At 35.4% G+C, this 16,213-nt stretch carries 18 protein-coding genes; 11 read left to right on the plus strand and 7 right to left on the minus strand.

The genetic code is table 11. From position 1 onward, the window contains the following. Window positions 1-31 precede the first annotated feature (31 nt). The 3 genes from Q1A01_RS01845 to Q1A01_RS01855 all read right to left on the minus strand — a co-directional run bounded on the left by Q1A01_RS01845 (window position 32) and on the right by Q1A01_RS01855 (window position 3,591). Window positions 32-1,171: a Gfo/Idh/MocA family oxidoreductase gene (locus tag Q1A01_RS01845; protein WP_299675087.1), complete on the minus strand. Its 1,140-nt coding sequence runs from the start codon at window positions 1,169-1,171 to the stop codon at window positions 32-34. 212 nt (window positions 1,172-1,383) lie between these two features. Beyond that, complete coding sequence (locus Q1A01_RS01850; protein ID WP_299675090.1) at window positions 1,384-2,595, minus strand: nucleoside permease; 1,212 nt, start codon at window positions 2,593-2,595, stop codon at window positions 1,384-1,386. 6 nt (window positions 2,596-2,601) lie between these two features. After that, a complete protein-coding gene (locus Q1A01_RS01855; protein WP_299675093.1) occupies window positions 2,602-3,591 on the minus strand; it encodes a TIM barrel protein in 990 nt (329 codons plus the stop codon). A gap of 190 nt (window positions 3,592-3,781) precedes the next feature. Here Q1A01_RS01855 and Q1A01_RS01860 point away from each other — a divergent pair, with 190 nt between their 5' ends. From Q1A01_RS01860 to Q1A01_RS01875, 4 genes are all read left to right on the plus strand, one after another. Further along, the gene (locus tag Q1A01_RS01860) at window positions 3,782-5,458 is read left to right on the plus strand and encodes a GMC family oxidoreductase (RefSeq protein ID WP_299675592.1); all 1,677 of its coding nucleotides are present in this window, start codon (window positions 3,782-3,784) and stop codon (window positions 5,456-5,458) included. A 1-nt stretch (window position 5,459) separates the two neighbouring features. Next, window positions 5,460-6,101 carry a gluconate 2-dehydrogenase subunit 3 family protein gene (locus Q1A01_RS01865; protein ID WP_299675096.1) on the plus strand — a complete coding sequence of 214 codons (642 nt, stop codon included), beginning with the start codon at window positions 5,460-5,462 and terminating at the stop codon, window positions 6,099-6,101. Window positions 6,102-6,191: 90 nt separating this feature from the next. Next, the gene (locus Q1A01_RS01870; protein ID WP_299675099.1) at window positions 6,192-7,139 is read left to right on the plus strand and encodes a TIM barrel protein; all 948 of its coding nucleotides are present in this window, start codon (window positions 6,192-6,194) and stop codon (window positions 7,137-7,139) included. Window positions 7,140-7,399: 260 nt separating this feature from the next. Continuing rightward, the gene (locus Q1A01_RS01875; protein ID WP_299675102.1) at window positions 7,400-8,635 is read left to right on the plus strand and encodes a S8 family peptidase; all 1,236 of its coding nucleotides are present in this window, start codon (window positions 7,400-7,402) and stop codon (window positions 8,633-8,635) included. A 71-nt stretch (window positions 8,636-8,706) separates the two neighbouring features. Here Q1A01_RS01875 and Q1A01_RS01880 read toward each other — a convergent pair whose 3' ends face one another. The 3 genes from Q1A01_RS01880 to Q1A01_RS01890 are packed head-to-tail and all read right to left on the minus strand — an operon-like array spanning window position 8,707 to window position 10,869. After that, complete coding sequence (locus Q1A01_RS01880; RefSeq protein WP_299675105.1) at window positions 8,707-9,300, minus strand: hypothetical protein; 594 nt, start codon at window positions 9,298-9,300, stop codon at window positions 8,707-8,709. Window positions 9,301-9,315: 15 nt separating this feature from the next. After that, window positions 9,316-9,819 (minus strand): azurin, encoded by a 504-nt coding sequence (gene azu / locus Q1A01_RS01885; protein ID WP_366520079.1) that lies wholly within the window; start codon window positions 9,817-9,819, stop codon window positions 9,316-9,318. 57 nt (window positions 9,820-9,876) lie between these two features. Beyond that, window positions 9,877-10,869 carry an alpha/beta fold hydrolase gene (locus Q1A01_RS01890; protein ID WP_299675111.1) on the minus strand — a complete coding sequence of 331 codons (993 nt, stop codon included), beginning with the start codon at window positions 10,867-10,869 and terminating at the stop codon, window positions 9,877-9,879. A gap of 167 nt (window positions 10,870-11,036) precedes the next feature. On the opposite strand from Q1A01_RS01890, the gene Q1A01_RS01895 reads away from it, so the two are divergent. The 6 genes from Q1A01_RS01895 (at window position 11,037) to Q1A01_RS01920 (ending at window position 15,104) form a co-directional block, all read left to right on the plus strand. Beyond that, window positions 11,037-11,618 (plus strand): TetR/AcrR family transcriptional regulator, encoded by a 582-nt coding sequence (locus tag Q1A01_RS01895; RefSeq protein WP_299675114.1) that lies wholly within the window; start codon window positions 11,037-11,039, stop codon window positions 11,616-11,618. Window positions 11,619-11,669: 51 nt separating this feature from the next. After that, complete coding sequence (locus Q1A01_RS01900; protein ID WP_299675117.1) at window positions 11,670-12,254, plus strand: NAD(P)H-dependent oxidoreductase; 585 nt, start codon at window positions 11,670-11,672, stop codon at window positions 12,252-12,254. A 24-nt stretch (window positions 12,255-12,278) separates the two neighbouring features. Further along, window positions 12,279-13,031 (plus strand): SDR family oxidoreductase, encoded by a 753-nt coding sequence (locus tag Q1A01_RS01905; protein WP_299675120.1) that lies wholly within the window; start codon window positions 12,279-12,281, stop codon window positions 13,029-13,031. 111 nt (window positions 13,032-13,142) lie between these two features. Further along, the gene (locus Q1A01_RS01910) at window positions 13,143-13,733 is read left to right on the plus strand and encodes a TetR/AcrR family transcriptional regulator (protein ID WP_299675123.1); all 591 of its coding nucleotides are present in this window, start codon (window positions 13,143-13,145) and stop codon (window positions 13,731-13,733) included. A 47-nt stretch (window positions 13,734-13,780) separates the two neighbouring features. After that, window positions 13,781-14,635, plus strand: a complete 855-nt coding sequence (locus tag Q1A01_RS01915) for an alpha/beta hydrolase (RefSeq protein ID WP_299675126.1) — start codon at window positions 13,781-13,783, stop codon at window positions 14,633-14,635. Then, a complete protein-coding gene (locus Q1A01_RS01920) occupies window positions 14,625-15,104 on the plus strand; it encodes an acyl-CoA thioesterase (protein WP_299675129.1) in 480 nt (159 codons plus the stop codon). Before Q1A01_RS01915 ends, Q1A01_RS01920 begins: the two co-directional genes overlap by 11 nt. Before the next feature lie 108 nt (window positions 15,105-15,212). Here the strand turns inward: Q1A01_RS01920 and Q1A01_RS01925 are convergent, their stop codons facing one another. Continuing rightward, window positions 15,213-15,584, minus strand: a complete 372-nt coding sequence (locus Q1A01_RS01925; RefSeq protein ID WP_299675132.1) for a nuclear transport factor 2 family protein — start codon at window positions 15,582-15,584, stop codon at window positions 15,213-15,215. 152 nt (window positions 15,585-15,736) lie between these two features. Between Q1A01_RS01925 and Q1A01_RS01930 the strand changes: the two genes are divergently transcribed. Then, window positions 15,737-16,174 carry a DUF1761 domain-containing protein gene (locus Q1A01_RS01930; protein ID WP_299675135.1) on the plus strand — a complete coding sequence of 146 codons (438 nt, stop codon included), beginning with the start codon at window positions 15,737-15,739 and terminating at the stop codon, window positions 16,172-16,174. Window positions 16,175-16,213 lie beyond the last annotated feature (39 nt).

The following is a 16,213-nucleotide window of genomic DNA, read 5'->3' on the forward strand; positions in this document are numbered from 1 at the left end:
TCACGAGTTCGCTTTCGCGAAAGCGTATACATTAACTCTCTAATTCCACCCAAACATTCCCATCACGATGAGACTGCACTGACTTTTCAATAAAATTCATTCCACGTACGCCATCAGTCATACCTGGGAATTCTCCTTCATGGAATTTTTCTCCACGTATGGCTTTGGCAACGCCTTTATAAATATTACCCATCGCATCAAATATTCCTTCTGGATGTCCTGGAGGAAGCTTTGTTCCATCTAATGAGAATTCGCTATTATACCCGTGCCCTGGTTTTAAAACACGTAACGGTTGTCCTTCTTCTAAAAGATATAGATAATTAGGGTTTTCTTGTTCCCATTTTAACGCTGCTTTTTTACCATATATAGCAACCGTAAAGTTATTTTCTTCTCCAGTAGCAATCTGACTTGAGCGAAGTACTCCTTTGGTATATTCTCCTAAACGAAGTAATACCGTGCCATCAATATCCATTTGATTATCTGCATAGAGATGATTCAAATCTGCTAGAATTGACTTCACTTTTTGTCCTGTTACATATTCTAACATTTGATATGCATGTACGCCTATGTCTCCCATACAACAGCTTATTCCTGATTTTTCAGGATTTAAACGCCATGTAGTAGCACGTTGAGTTTCATCATGTATTAATGAGTTGATCCATCCTTGGTAATATTGTGCATCTACTTTTTGAATAGCACCGATCTCTCCATTAGCAATCATCTGTTTCATTTGACGTACCATTGGATAGCCTGTATAGGTATGTGTCAATCCAAAGATATTTCCGTTTTTTTGTTGAATGGTCTGTAGCTCCAATGCTTCTTCATATGTCATGGTCATTGGTTTTTCACAAATCACATGAAATCCAGCTTCTAAGAGCTGTTTTGCCATTGGAAAGTGCAAAAAGTTAGGTGTTAATATTGAAAACACCTGAATACGATCTTCTTCAGGACGTGCTAATTCTGCAGCGATCATATCATCTATATTGACATGAATACGATCTGTTGAAATACCTATTTCTTTCGCGAAAGCGAGACTCACATTTACATCGGGGTTAAAAACAGCTCCTGTAAGTTGATACGCATCAAACATACTAGCTGCTACACGGTGTAATACACCTATTAAACTATCGCCTCCGCCCCCGAGGACGCCCCATTTTATTTTATTACTCATTTTTTAATTTTTTCATATAGATAGAATAATCCTATTGTGAGTAGACAGGCGAAAATACCTTTTCCCCAAGCGATTCCTCCTCCATCAAAGAAGTCAAATAGTAATAGTCCTATGCCGACTCCTATGCCGACTCCTATACTTTTCTTATTAAATATTTTACTCACGTATTCTTTTTGTATGGTTGAGCTTATCGAAGTTCAAAACCCATTCGTTTATTCTTTTACTTCTATTTTTTCATTCTTAAATGCTATTAAGAAAAATATGAACACAGCTCCAGCAATTCCTGCAGGAAGCACCCATATACCAAACCAGTTATGACCTCCTTCGGCTATTGCATTAAGATCTGTAATGTATCCTGCAAGTCTAAATCCTACAAGCATTCCTAAACCATAAGTTGCCAATGTAATTAATCCTTGGGCAGAGCTTTTAAATTTCTCTCCAGCTTTAAAATCTGTATAAATTTGTCCAGACACAAAGAAAAAGTCATAACAAATACCGTGAAGGATAATTCCAAAAATAAGCATCCACGTATTTTCTCCTGCGTCTCCGTAAGCAAATAATAAATAACGTACCACCCAAGCAATCATACCTACAAGTAATGTCATTTTAATACCATATTTCTTTAAAAAGATAGGGAGTAATAACATAAATGCAATTTCAGACATTTGTCCAAAGGTCATTTTTCCTGCAGCACCTTCCATTCCTAATTCGTTTAAGTACTGGTTTGCGTGCTGATAATAGAATGCCAATGGAATACAAATTAAAATAGATGCAATAAAAAAGACTAAGTACTTTTTATCTTTTAGCATACCTAAAGCATCGAGTCCTAAAATATCACGCACTGTTACTTTTTCCGATTTATCTACTACTGGTGGTGTATCAGGAAGTGTAAAACTAAATATTCCTAATAGCGCTGCTGCTCCTGCAGCCATCATAAATGTATTTTGAAGTACATTGTCTGACTCCCAGGCAAGGAAACCTATCACAAGTCCAGCTACAATCCATCCTACAGTCCCTAATACACGAATAAGTGCAAAGTCTTTTGCAGGGTCTTTCATTTGTCTAAAAGCAACTGAATTTACCAATGCCAGCGTAGGCATATATAAAATCATATATATTAAAATATATGGATAGAATGCATCAAAATTATCTGACGATCCTGCCATATATAATAACCCTGCTCCTAATAAATGTAATACTCCTAATATTTTTTGTGCAGAGAAATAACGATCTGCAATCAAACCAATAATAAAGGGAGCTACAATAGCACCTATAGATTGCGTTTCATATGCCATTGCCATCTGTCCTCCTGTGGCACTAAATGACTTTGCAAGAAAAGTTCCCATGGTTACAAACCATCCTCCCCAAATAAAGAATTCAAGGAACATCATAATGGATAATTGTACTCTAGTTGATGCTTTCATAGTATATTATTTAAGGTTACTGATTGATTTTTCAACCAATGCTTTGGTTAATCTAATGCCTTCTTTAGGATCTTCAAGAGGTCCTTCATATTCTGTTCCTACATATCCTTTAAAACCAGCATCATTTACAATTTGTAGTAAACGACCGTAGTCAAGTTTTGTTTCGTTACCTGCTTCATCAAAGTTATAAGATTTAGCAGATACTCCTTTTGCATATGGCATTAACTCCATGGTTCCCTTATAGGTATCATATTCTTCTACGCAAGGTGCTCCCCAGCGCTCTCCTCCTTCACGTTTTACGCAAAAGTTTCCAAAGTCTGGAAGTGTACCTACGGTTTCCATACCTACTTCTTTCATAACGGCTGCTAGTTTTGCACCATCGCTAGACCATCCACCGTGGTTTTCGATAATTACATTAACACCTATTTCTTTTCCATAAGCCCCTAATTCAGAAAGGGAAGCTACTGATAGTTTGTGCCATTTTTCTGGGTCTAACTCTCCAAAAAGGTTGGCTCTTACAGAATGTGCTCCCATAAGTTTTGCTGCATTCATCCATATTTTATGATTTTCTATGGCTTCTTTTAGTTTTTCTGGATCAGGATCTGCGAGCTCTCCCGCATGATCTACCATAATAAGGACATTATCCATTTCGGCTTGTTTACTTATTTCGTTCAATTTATTAGCCAATGTCATTACACGCTCTTTGTAATTATCACCAGTTTCTCGTACAGAAGGGTATAATTGTGTCACATATTCTACTCCTGTAAACCCTAAATCTTTTGCTACAGGAGCAAAATTCATGGGATCTAATGATCCATCTAAAAATGGTTTATGGAGTGACCATTGCGCTAAAGAATGTTTAAAATCATTGTTTTTTGCCACAACTTCTGTTTTTGGTTCTTCTTTTTGGGTAGTTTCCTCTTCTTTTTTTGCATCATTTTTACAAGAAACAAGGACAAATACGCATACTAATGCAATCGTAAAATAATTTTTCATGGAGTTCTAATTAATTAATGCCGTACTATAACGTTTTCGCTTGTGATTAACTGTTAAATCTACGGTTTGACTAAGTTAGTCTTTTTTTAAAATTGACAAAAAACAACTTAAAATTTATATATTTGGTAACATATATCACAATATTTTTTCAAAAACACATATCAAAGTGAATACAGGTACAGAAAACGAAATGTACGACGCGATCGTCGTAGGTTCAGGAATTAGTGGTGGATGGGCTGCCAAAGAGTTATGCGAAAACGGCTTAAAAACATTAGTTTTAGAAAGAGGTCGTATGGTAAAGCATATAGAAGACTATCCTACCATGCATATGGACCCTTGGGATTCTAAATTTAAAGGTGAAAATACAGCAGAAATTGAAGCTCGTTATGAGAAACAATCAAGAACTGGGTATGTACATAAAGCTGAACGCCGTCACTTTTTTGTAGATGATATTGATCACCCATACAATGAAACAAAACGTTTTGATTGGATACGTGGATACCACGTTGGAGGTCGTTCTATTATGTGGGGACGTCAGAGTTATAGATGGAGTGATATAGATTTTGAAGCAAATAAAAAAGAAGGAATCGCAGTAGACTGGCCTGTGCGCTATGCAGATATTGCTCCTTGGTATGATAAAGTAGAAGAATATATTTCTGTAAGTGGTGAAAATTTAGGATTAGAAGTACTTCCTGATGGAAAGTTTAGTCCTCCTATGGAATTAAACTGTGTAGAAGAGCATCTTAAAAAGAATATGGCTCAGAATTATAAAGATCGTTTACTTACGATAGGTCGTGTAGCACATATTACAGGTGCTAAGACGTATGACGGTCGTTCTGCATGTCAGTTTAGAAATAGATGTATGCGCGGATGTCCGTTTGGAGGATACTTTAGTAGTAACTCATCTACGCTTCCTGCAGCAGAACGTACGGGGAATATGACACTACGTCCATATTCTATTGTAAAAGAAGTGATATATGATGAAGCATCTGGAAAAGCAACAGGTGTTAAAATAATAGATACAGAAACAAAAGAAGAAAAAGTATTTAATGCAAAAGTAATATTCTTATGTGCTTCTGCTATTGCGAGTGCGAGTATCTTAATGCAGTCTAAAAGTAAACGTTTCCCTAATGGAATGGGGAATGATAGTGGTGAATTAGGGCATAACCTTATGGACCATCACTTTAAAGCAGGAGCTACTGCAAAATGGTCTGGAGATAAAGACAAATATTATAAAGGACGCCGTCCAAATGGTATTTATATTCCTCGTTTTAGAAATATAGGAGGAGATACAGATCAACCTACTTTCAAAAGAGGGTATGGATATCAAGGAGGTGCAGGACGTGGAAATTATCAGCCAGAAATTGCAGAAGCAGGATATGGAGCAAATCTTAAAAAGGCTATTCAAGAACCAGGAGGCTGGACAATTGGTCTTATGGGATTCGGAGAATGTCTTCCATATCACGAAAATAAAATGACTCTTGACTACAATAAGCTTGATCAATGGGGATTACCTACTGTAACTTTTGATGCAGAGTGGAAAGAAAACGAATGGGAGATGCGTAAAGATATGATTGCCTCTGCAAAAGATATGCTAAAAAATGCTGGTTTTGAAGATATCCAAACCATGGATGATCCAAGCGCACCAGGCAATGGAATTCATGAGATGGGAACTGCTCGTATGGGTAGAGATCCTAAAACTTCTGTTTGTAATGGAAACAACCAATTACATGCAGTACCTAACGTTTATGTTACTGATGGAGCCTTTATGACTTCTGCTAGTTGTGTAAACCCTTCACTTACGTATATGGCATTTACTGCACGTGCTGCAAATCACGCTGCTGCCCAACTAAAAAAAGAAGCATAAGATGAATAGAAGACAAGTACTTAAAAATTTAGGATTAGGTGCAACGGCACTTGTTGCAACACCTACCGTATTAAGTTTATTACAAAGCTGTTCAAATGAACCTGAGTTTATTCCAAACTTTTTAACGAAAGGAGAAGGACATGCATTACGTCGTATTGTAGATCTTATCATTCCGTCTGATGCTACTGTTCCTGGAGCAGTAGATGTAGGTGTACATGAGTTTATAGACAATTTTTGGAATGAAGTAATTCCAGAACAGGGAAAAGCACAAGTACGTATGGGATTCAAAGGACTCGCAGAAGAGTTCACCAAGACATTTTCAAAAGATATAGAAGCTGGAAAGTCTGAAGAATTTGATCAGTTGCTTGGAAAATACTTAGCTATTGGAAAAGAAGAACAAGAAGGATTTGACAAACGTTTTGGAGAGTTTTATCAAGCGTTTACTAAAGACCCAAGCACTAAACTAGATAGCGACCTCGCCTGTAATCAATTATTTGGGCAATTAAGAGGGATGACTATTTGGGGATGGAAAAACTCTGAAGAAATTGGAGAAAATGTACTAGCTTATGAGCCTATTCCTGGACAACAAGTAGGTTGCCTTTCTGTAGAAGATGCGACTGGAGGAAAGGTATATTCTTTATAATTAATTCCCACGTAGGCGGGAATCTCATATATGATTACTAACAGCGATGACGGTATAAGGTATCCGCCTTCGCGGATATGAAAACACATTATGAAACGAAGAAAGTTTATTCAAAAAGGAGCCTTAACAGGTTCCTTTTTGTCTTTAGGAGGATTAAGTATCGATGCAATGGCAACGACTGTAGATAAGTACGCTTTCGCGAAAGCGAACACAGTAAAACACCATTTCAATTTGAACTATGCACCTCACATAGGCATGTTTAAAGAGCATGCAGGTCAAGATCCCATTGCTCAACTGGAATTTATGGCTTCGCAAGGATTTACTGCTTTTGAAGATAATGAAATGCGTAATCGACCTGTAGCACAACAAGAAGCCATGGCAAAAACCATGGCAAAACATGGTATGACTATGGGTGTTTTTGTAGCACATAAAATCTATTGGACAGAACCTAATCTTGCCAGTGGTAAACAAGCATGGCGTGATGAGTTTCTAGCTGATATTAAAAGCTCTATCGATGTTGCCAAGCGTGTAAAAGCAAAATGGATGACTGTTGTACCGGGTCATATAGACTTACGCCAGAATATGGCATATCAAACTGCTCACGTAATTGAAGCTCTCAAACAAGCCAGTGCTATCCTTGAACCACACGGTATTACGATGGTGTTAGAGCCTTTGAATTTTAGAAATCATCCTGGGCTTTTCTTATCGGAGTCTCCGCAAGCGTATCAGATATGTAAGGCAGTAAATAGTCCTTCGTGTAAAATACTCTTTGATATTTATCATCAACAAATCCAAGAAGGAAACTTGATTCCGAATATTGAAAAATGTTGGGATGAAATCGCGTATTTCCAAATTGGGGATAATCCTGGACGTAATGAACCTACCTCTGGAGAAATTAACTATAAAAATGTATTTAAATACATTCATAGTAAAGGCTTTAATGGTGTATTGGGTATGGAGCATGGAAATTCTATAGATGGTACAACTGGAGAGCAACGTGTGATCGACGCATATAAAGAGTGTGATCAGTTTTTATAAACACAAATTCCTCTCAATACAAAAAGCGCTGTTATTGTACAATAACAGTGCTTTTTGCATGAAACCTAGCACTCATTTAGATGAAGCAAAAACCAATAACGTTAAACAAAATAAACATCATACGCAATCGATTTCGTATATGTTTATATATTTTTAATTAAAATTGTGTATTTCATCGAAAAATACTACAGCTGTTAATTTTTTTAACAATTATTCTTATATATTGTTCAACTATTAACAACAAAATCAAAATATTTATTATGAAGATTAATTTTTTTAAGTACACAATGTTAACAGCATTAGGTGTAGCAGTAATTAGTTGTCAACCAGACAGTGAAGATGGTGCGGTAACCGATAGTGCTTCTTTAGAAGTTCAAGTACAAGTAGAAACTGTTACTGGTGATAATGTATCACCTATAGAAGGACGTTATATAATCACTTATAACGATATCAATAACCGAATGCCTTCATTAAAAAAAGCAACTTCAATACAGGATTACAAAACGCAAATTAATTCTAAAAAGGACATTTTTATTAGTGAGTTTTCTAAAATTGGACTTACTGAACAAAACATTAAAGCTACTTACGGATATACTTTTAATGGGTTTGCTGCAGAATTATCTGATGTACAACTTAACGAGCTAAGAAAAGATCCTCGTGTGGCTAGTATTGAGCAAGATTTTACCATCAAAATGGGTAAACCAGGAAATGGAAATGGTGGTGGTGATCCAGCGCAAGTAACTCCTTATGGTACAACAAGAGTAGGCGGCGGTACAACTGCTTCTTCTAACACTGCTTGGGTAATTGATAGTGGTATTGATTTAACACACCCAGATTTAAATGTTGATACTGGACGTAGTATATCTTTTCTTTCTGGATCTCCTAGTAACCAATCTCCTAATGATCAAAATGGTCATGGTACACATGTAGCTGGAACAATAGCAGCTATCGATAACGCAATAGGATCTGTAGGAGTTGCTCCAGGAACTACTGTAGTTGCTGTAAGAGTATTAGATAGAAGAGGAAGTGGTTCTAACTCTGGTGTAATTGCAGGTGTAGATTACGTAGCTGCAAATGGAGCTAATGGAGATGTAGCAAATATGAGTTTAGGTGGTGGTGTTTCTACAGCACTTGATAATGCTGTGATTTCGGCAGCTTCAACAGGTGTGAAGTTTGTACTTGCTGCTGGTAATGAGTCTCAAGACGCTAATAATTCTTCTCCTGCGAGAGCTAATGGAAACAATGTATATACGATCTCTGCAATGGATATCAATGATAACTTTGCAAATTTCTCAAACTTTGGATCCCCTGTAGATTATGCCGCTCCTGGAGTTGCTGTATTCTCAACTTGGAAAAGTGGAGGATATAATACCATAAGTGGTACATCAATGGCTGCACCACATGCTGCTGGTGTTCTTTTATTGAGTAATGGTTCTACTGATGGTTTTGTAAACAACGATCCTGATGGAAATCCTGATCCAATCATTCATCTATAAGAGAATATATAACACAAGAGCGGCTATCTTAATAAGATAGCCGCTCTTTTTTTATTCTTAACAATTTAACTTTAATTACAATTAAGGTTAAAATATCTAACAATTCTTTTAATATGCTTTTTCTTATACTCTCTACTCTGAATTTTCTCAACTAATTTAGGGCACGATTTAAAAAATTCACTAGCTCCTTTTTTGAAATTTTTTGTAAATAGTTGATTAGATCCTAAATGTATTAATTCCAAATCACCCTCTCTTTTTACATAATAATTACTAATATCAAATTGTCCTCCCCCAGTAAAACCTACACCTGTGGTAGAGGGTACTAATGGACTTCCTCCAACTCTTGAAACCTCATAAAGCCATACTGCTCCAGCGACTTTTACTTCTACTACTATTTTATTTTTTTTATCTTTTACAGGGTGTTGTTCATAACGTTTACCTCCAATCATGGCATAATCAATTAGATCAAAGCTTATTTTTTTTGCTTTGACCTCTGGGTGTGTAGTGAATTTTATTCTTCGCTTTGAAGCCAAGCGACCGACACCTTTTAGTGTAGCACCATTCTTATATATAATTTCTACAGGAGCTTCTTGTCCATAAATATCTTGAATGCTAAAACACAAAAGTAAAAGATAGACTAAAGGAATTATTGCTTTTTGCGTCAAAATCAAAAAGTAAAATTACTCAACAATAAACTTCCCTTTCATAAGACCTGAATGCCCTGGGAAGCTACAGATAAAATCATATGTTCCAGCAGCAGGTGCTGTAAATGTAACTGTTGTAGATTGCCCTCCACCTATCATTTTGGTATGTGCAATCACATCTTTTCCTCCATCAGGAATCCAATCTGATTCTTGTCCTACAGAAGCTGCACTTGCAGAAAATGCAGGAATCGCAGTTCCTTGTTTTAAAAGCACAAAATTATGTCCCATCACCTTTATGTCTATCTTACCTGTATGTCGTAATGTAAGTGTTACTTCCTGACCTGCTTTTACCTTAAATTCTTTTTTATCAAACTGCATAAGGTCATTTCCTGAAATCGCAAGATTCACTTTTGAATCGTCTTTTTTCTTTTCAGTTTTAGCACCTCCTATAGTTACTTTTTCTTTTTTATCTTCCTTTTTATCACCACCACAACTCATTAACAGCCCCATAAGAGCAAATGCCATCAAAATTCTTGTCATTTTCATTTTTTTTAGTCGTTTTATTATAGAATATCGAAGATACTAAACTTCCTTATTTTACGGGGTTTTTTCTTCAAAAAAGTCAAGTGTACGCTGTTCACTATAATAAAAATCACCTCGTTTATAAAATCCTACGTGACCTCCATGATCTGGGGTTTCTAAAAACAGGGATTTAGAAGAAGAAGCATGTTCATAAGGATAACAATCTCCATGCAAAAAAGAGTCATTTTTTGCATTTAAAATAAGTGTTGGGATCTCAATTTCAGGAAGAAAATCAAAGCTACTTGCTTTTTCATAATATTCTAATGCATCTTTAAAGCCATGTGCTGGTGCCGTATATAAGTCATCAAAATCTTTAAGCGTTTTTATGGTTTTATAGTCTTCTGTAGTCATGACCTCAGGATATTTTACCATTTTTTTTCGATACTTTCCGCGTAAGTCTAAAAGAAATGACGTGCGATATACCCAGTTCTCACTATAATTTAATTGCTCAAGAGATGCTTTTAAATCGGCTGGAACACCTACAGTAGCTATTGCTTTGACTTGAGATGGTATGTCTTTTTTTTCGCCAGCATATTTAAGCAATGCATTTCCTCCTAAGCTAACGCCATATAAATACATCTCATTATAGACATCTTTTTCTACAATCATTTGTATAAGAAAACGCATATCATCTGTTTCTCCACTATGATAAGAACGATATAAAAGATTATCACTTCCACTACACCCTCTAAAATTCACACCAGCTACATCGTATCCTTTTTGGTTCAATAATTTTGCCATAGCAAGCATGTAGGTGCGTTGCGCATTTCCTTCTAATCCATGAAATAAGAGGGCAATTTTTTGGGTACGCTCTCGCGAACCTGCCTTGCAGGCAGGCAGGAGCGTATACGACCAATCCACATCTAAAAAATCACCATCAGGTAACACAAACCGTTCTCGCTCTTGGTGCACACCCTTCACTTGCCTAATTTTAGCAGAATAAATGGTAGAAAAATGTGTGTTTTTAAAAAGTCCGTTTGCACGAAACTCAGATGATATTAATGGCATTAAGTGAGTATAAGTGATTTTCTACAAGACGATAAAAGTACACATTTGATACACAGAAATCAAAGAGTTTAGCATACACCTTCTGAAAACTTAAATCCTAAAGTTTTCTAAAAATCTATTCTGAACCAATCGTTTCAATTATATTTGTACCAATCATTTCAAATAAAATGCCAAGAGTCGAAGTTTTTGATAGAGTTCAGGTGCTAGAAAAAGTAAAGCACTTATTTTGGGACAAAGGTTTCAACGGTACTTCTATGCAAGATCTTGTAGATGCTACTGGGCTTAACAGAAGCAGTATTTATAATTCTTTTGGAAATAAAAAAGCCCTTTATGAGCTTGTCTTAAAACAATATCAAGAAGAAGGAAAAGCACTTTTTAAAACCGCATTATCACAAACTGAAAATGCTTTTGAAGGAATCTGTCTTGTCTTTGAGAGTATGATTCAAGCTATTTTACAAGATGTAGAAGGTAAAGGATGTTTTAATATGAATTGCACAACAGAATTATCTCGTGTTGATATAAGTATCAGAGGGTTTTTAACGTCTAGACAAGAATATACTATCTCTATTTTTAAGGATTTGGTAGATAAAGGGCAACAACAAGGAGTAGTTAACAAAGAAGATTCTTCAAATAATTATGCCTATTATTTGTTTAGCGCTTTCCAGGGTCTTAGAATGACAGGTATGTTAACACGTGATGAGGAAAAACTAAAAAAAATAGTAGCTAACACCCTAAAAATATTAAACTGAAATTTTTTTGATTCATTTTGAAACGATTGTTTCAAATAAAACATTTAAACTATGAAAACACTCTTAAGAATAGACGGTAGTCCTAGAAAAGAAACCTCCATTAGTCGTCAACTTGCTAATAATCTTCAAGAACATCTTAAACGAGAGGGAGACTCTCTTTTACATCGAGATCTTTATTATGATGATCTTGTACAATTAGGAAATCAAGATCAGGTAGATGCCTATTTTATACCAGAAGATCAACAAACAGAAGCACAAAAAGCTGCTGTACATAATTCTAATATACTCGCTCAAGAATTTGCAAATGCAGATACCTATATCATTGCATCACCTATGTATAACTTTTCTGTTACTGCTGGACTGAAAACTTATATAGATGCTATATCTAGGGTTGGTATTAGTTTTAAATATACAGAAAAAGGGCCTGTAGGATTATTAAAGAACAAAAAGGCATATGTTATTGTAACGACTGGGGGTACAAAGCTAAACTCACCAGTAGATCATGTAACGAACTACCTAACTACTTTTTTAAATTTCTTAGGTATTACAGATATCACATTTATCTCCGCCGATGAAGTTGTCGCAAATCAAGAGCAGGCTATTGCTTTGGCTAAAGAACAAATATCAATACTATAAACAATTAAAAACTCAAAAAATACTATGAAAAAATTAGAAAACAAAGTTGCTGTCATTACAGGAGGTAATTCAGGAATTGGACTTGCAACTGTACAACGTTTTTTAGAAGAAGGTGCAAAAGTTGTTTTTTCTGGAAGGAGACAAGAAGCTTTAGATGAAGCTTCCTCTTTATTAGAAGGCGACTTTAAAGCAGTACTTTCTGATCAATCGAATCCAGCAGATAGTAAGCGTCTTATCGAAGAAGCTGTAAATACATACGGGAAGATTGATGTGCTCTTTGCCAATGCCGGTGTTGCACAATTTGCACCATCAGATCAAATTACAGAAGACTTTTTTGACAATCAATTTAATACAAACATTAAAGGCCCTGCATTTCTTGTAAAAGAGGCTATTCCAAACCTGAATGATGGCGCTAGTATTATTTTTAACACCTCTATTGTACATCAAAAAGGATTTGAGGGTGCTGGAGTTTATAGTGCAACAAAAGGTGCTTTACGCTCCTATGCGCGTGTTTTAACAAGCGAACTTGCTCCTAGAGGCATCCGAGTAAATAGTATTGCTCCTGGTCCTATTGGAACGCCTATTTATAGTAAAATGGAAGGTATGACAGAAGAACAAGTACAAGAAATGGGCGCAAGTTTTGCACAAGGCGTTCCATTAAAACGTTTTGGAGAAGCTAGAGAAATTGCAGGAGCCGCTGCTTTTCTAGCAAGTGAAGATGCTAGTTATGTAAATGGGATTGAAATTGAAATTGACGGAGGAATGAGTCAAATTTAATTGCCTAATCATATACATTATATATACCCCCTAAAAAAGGGGGTATTTTTATTTAAACACATCCTGACATTAAAACATTGCACATATAGATACCAATTGGTATCTTTGCGTATGCGAAATCCAGAAGCAACAAAAGAACATATCATTTTAAAAAGCGCCGATCTCTTTAATACACAGGGATACAAGGCTACTTCATTATCTGACATTACTAAAGCTACTGGGTTTACAAAAGGAGCCATTTATCGTCATTTTGAGAATAAAGAAGATTTAGAGCAGCAAGCGTTACATAGTCTTGCCAAACGTATGTTTCAAGAAATAAGCACTTCTATAAAAGAAGCTAAAAATTTTGAAAACAAAATGGAGGCAATTTTCACCTTTTTTGATGGGTATATGGAAACTCCATTATACAAAGGAGGTTGCCCTTTACTTAATGTCGCTATTGAATCTGATGATGCAAATCCTATTTTAAAACAACAAGCTTTTAATATGTTATCACGTTTACGTTTGTCATTACAAACCTTATTTGATAACGGTATAAAAAACAATCAGATACAATCAGCTATCAATGTTGATTATTATACAACCATCTTTATAGCTACACTTGAAGGAGGTATTATGATGAGCAAGCTAGAAGGTACTAAAACAGCCATTACACATGCTATTACACACCTAAGAACCCTTATAAAGGAAATTGTATCATAAAAAAATTTGACAAACAAGATACCAATTGGTATCTGAAATAAATCATTATGGAAAAATTAGTACTGAAGCTTATTGGATTCTATTTAAATGCTACTTCCATTTTCCCAAAATATAATCAAGAGCTCTCATTTAAATTACTTTGTAACGTAAAAAGAACCCCTCTAAAAACTACAACAAAAGCTTTTTATGAAACAGGTATTACTACATTATTACCTACTTCTAAAGGAACAAATGTAGCTTTACATAGCTGGGGTACTGGTGCTAAAAACATTTTGTTTTTACACGGTTGGAAGAGTAATAGTAAGCAATGGCAACCTTATGTAGAACAATTAGATCTTAATGAGTATACGTTATATGCATTAGATGCTCCTGCTCATGGGGCTTCTGAAGGAAATCATCTCAATGTAGAGTTTTATAGAGAGACTATTCAATCTGTTATATATCACGTAGGAAAAATAGATTGTGTTATATGTCATTCATTAGGATGCTTGTCTACTAGTTATTTATATTTAATGAATCAAGAGATTCCAATAGATTCCTATATTATTATGGGTGCGCCATCTGGCTTAGATGCTATTTTAGTGTATTTTAAAAATCTTCTTTCTCTTTCAGAGAGCACATTAAAAAATTTACGTTTTAAGATAGATACTATACTTAAAATATCTTTTGACGAAGTAACTTTGCAACAGTTCTTTCAAAAGGTAGATAAACCTTGTATGGTTATCCATGAGAGATCTGACAATGTTACTCCGATAGCCCCTATAAAAGAAGCTATTGAGCATTTATTACATATTGACCGTGTGTATATGAATAATCAAGATCATATGCTTAAAGAACAAGAGACAGTAGCTGTTATTAAAGAATTTTTAAAATATAAAAAGATAAACAATTATGTACTTTAAAGAGTTTGATATCCGATGGAGCGATATAGATGCTAACAGACACTTAGCCAATAGTGCCTATGTAAATTTCATGAGTCATACACGTATGGGTTTTATGATTGAAAATGGACTAAGCCAAAAAGAAATGGTGATTCACAATATTGGTCCTGTTGTTTTTCATGAGCAGTTATTCTTTTTCAAAGAAGCTTTTCAAGGAAAACCTATTCGTGTGAGTTTTGAATTAGGAGGAAGTAGTCCTGATGGTATGTTTTTCAAATTTGTTCATAATTTTTATGATCATAAAGGGCGTAATATAGCGCGTGGTACTATGCAAGGGGGATGGATAGATCTAACAACTCGAAAGTTGTGTGGTCTTCCAGAGTCATTAATACCTATGCTAAAAAATGCTCCAAAAACGCCAGACTATAAGATACTAACCAAAGAAGACATGAGAGCACATGGACAGGCTCCTGTGCATTTAGAAGAATAATTTCATAATATAAGCTACCTCAATACAAGCCTCAGAGTATTACAACCTTCGGGAATGCCAATAAAAAGCCTGAGTATATAATATTTTTATACGCAGGCTTTTATATAACTACTCGCTAGGTGGCATATCATAAAAGAATTGTTCCTTTACAATTTTACCATCTTGTACTTCATATACAGCTATTTCTGAAGATTGTGAACGCTGTCCGCTTGGGCGATGTGTCGTATCCATTTCAAAACGAACAGAAAACCAATTATCTGCTACAGTAGGTTCGCTTACCTTACTACTATGTACTTCAAAAGTTTCTTCCCACCACTGTCCCTTTTGGGCTACAGCTTCCATTCCTTGTACTTCTTCCATCTGAGCCCCTTTAGGTTCAATACTTACAATATTTGGGCTATACAAGTTCTGATAACAGCTAGCATAATCTCCTTGATTACACCAGTTCACTAATTTTTCTGCGATTTCTTTAGTTTCCATAATGATTGAGTTGTTTTTGATTTGTTTATATAGCTTCTTTTTTTGTTTAAAATTACAACCTATAAATGTTGATTACAAGTTGATTGTGTTAAACAAAGTTTACTTTTTTTAGTAACTTTAATTCATAACTAATCAAAAAGACAATAGAATTTATGGAAGGTTTTGACATTAATTGGCTTGCAATACTTGCAGCTGCAGCTTCTTCCCTAGTAGTAGGGTTTATTTGGTATGGGCCGTTATTTGGGAAGGCTTGGATGACAGCATCTGGCATGACTGAAGAAAAAGTTAAAAGTGGGAATATGGCATTCATCTTTGGATTGAGTTTTGTTTTCGGATTATTCTTAGCATTCTCTATGTGGGCGCAAGTAATGGTAGGTGGAGGTGGAGGCGAGATTCATGGACAAGATCCGTATCTCACCTTTAAACATGGTGCTTTCCATGGTGTACTTATGGGGGTTTTTATGATACTTCCTGTTTTAGGAACTATTGCTTTGTATGAACGTAAATCTATCAAATATGTCCTGATTGCTGTAGGATATTGGACAGTTACCTTAGCTGTAATGGGAGGAATTATTAATGCTTGGGTATAATAATAACAATACACATAAAAGAGTCTATATCATAAGTTA

It is taken from the genome of uncultured Dokdonia sp. (assembly GCF_947492815.1).
Lineage (GTDB): Bacteria > Bacteroidota > Bacteroidia > Flavobacteriales > Flavobacteriaceae > Dokdonia.

Coding starts and splice junctions, on each gene's coding strand:
- Q1A01_RS01845 (WP_299675087.1), bottom strand. CDS start 1,171: ATGAGTAATAAAATAAAATGGGGCGTCCTCGGGGGCGGAGGCGATAGT.
- Q1A01_RS01850 (WP_299675090.1), bottom strand. CDS start 2,595: ATGAAAGCATCAACTAGAGTACAATTATCCATTATGATGTTCCTTGAA.
- Q1A01_RS01855 (WP_299675093.1), bottom strand. CDS start 3,591: ATGAAAAATTATTTTACGATTGCATTAGTATGCGTATTTGTCCTTGTT.
- Q1A01_RS01860 (WP_299675592.1), top strand. CDS start 3,782: ATGTACGACGCGATCGTCGTAGGTTCAGGAATTAGTGGTGGATGGGCT.
- Q1A01_RS01865 (WP_299675096.1), top strand. CDS start 5,460: ATGAATAGAAGACAAGTACTTAAAAATTTAGGATTAGGTGCAACGGCA.
- Q1A01_RS01870 (WP_299675099.1), top strand. CDS start 6,192: ATGAAACGAAGAAAGTTTATTCAAAAAGGAGCCTTAACAGGTTCCTTT.
- Q1A01_RS01875 (WP_299675102.1), top strand. CDS start 7,400: ATGAAGATTAATTTTTTTAAGTACACAATGTTAACAGCATTAGGTGTA.
- azu (WP_366520079.1), bottom strand. CDS start 9,819: ATGACAAGAATTTTGATGGCATTTGCTCTTATGGGGCTGTTAATGAGT.
- Q1A01_RS01890 (WP_299675111.1), bottom strand. CDS start 10,869: ATGCCATTAATATCATCTGAGTTTCGTGCAAACGGACTTTTTAAAAAC.
- Q1A01_RS01895 (WP_299675114.1), top strand. CDS start 11,037: ATGCCAAGAGTCGAAGTTTTTGATAGAGTTCAGGTGCTAGAAAAAGTA.
- Q1A01_RS01900 (WP_299675117.1), top strand. CDS start 11,670: ATGAAAACACTCTTAAGAATAGACGGTAGTCCTAGAAAAGAAACCTCC.
- Q1A01_RS01905 (WP_299675120.1), top strand. CDS start 12,279: ATGAAAAAATTAGAAAACAAAGTTGCTGTCATTACAGGAGGTAATTCA.
- Q1A01_RS01910 (WP_299675123.1), top strand. CDS start 13,143: ATGCGAAATCCAGAAGCAACAAAAGAACATATCATTTTAAAAAGCGCC.
- Q1A01_RS01915 (WP_299675126.1), top strand. CDS start 13,781: ATGGAAAAATTAGTACTGAAGCTTATTGGATTCTATTTAAATGCTACT.
- Q1A01_RS01920 (WP_299675129.1), top strand. CDS start 14,625: ATGTACTTTAAAGAGTTTGATATCCGATGGAGCGATATAGATGCTAAC.
- Q1A01_RS01925 (WP_299675132.1), bottom strand. CDS start 15,584: ATGGAAACTAAAGAAATCGCAGAAAAATTAGTGAACTGGTGTAATCAA.
- Q1A01_RS01930 (WP_299675135.1), top strand. CDS start 15,737: ATGGAAGGTTTTGACATTAATTGGCTTGCAATACTTGCAGCTGCAGCT.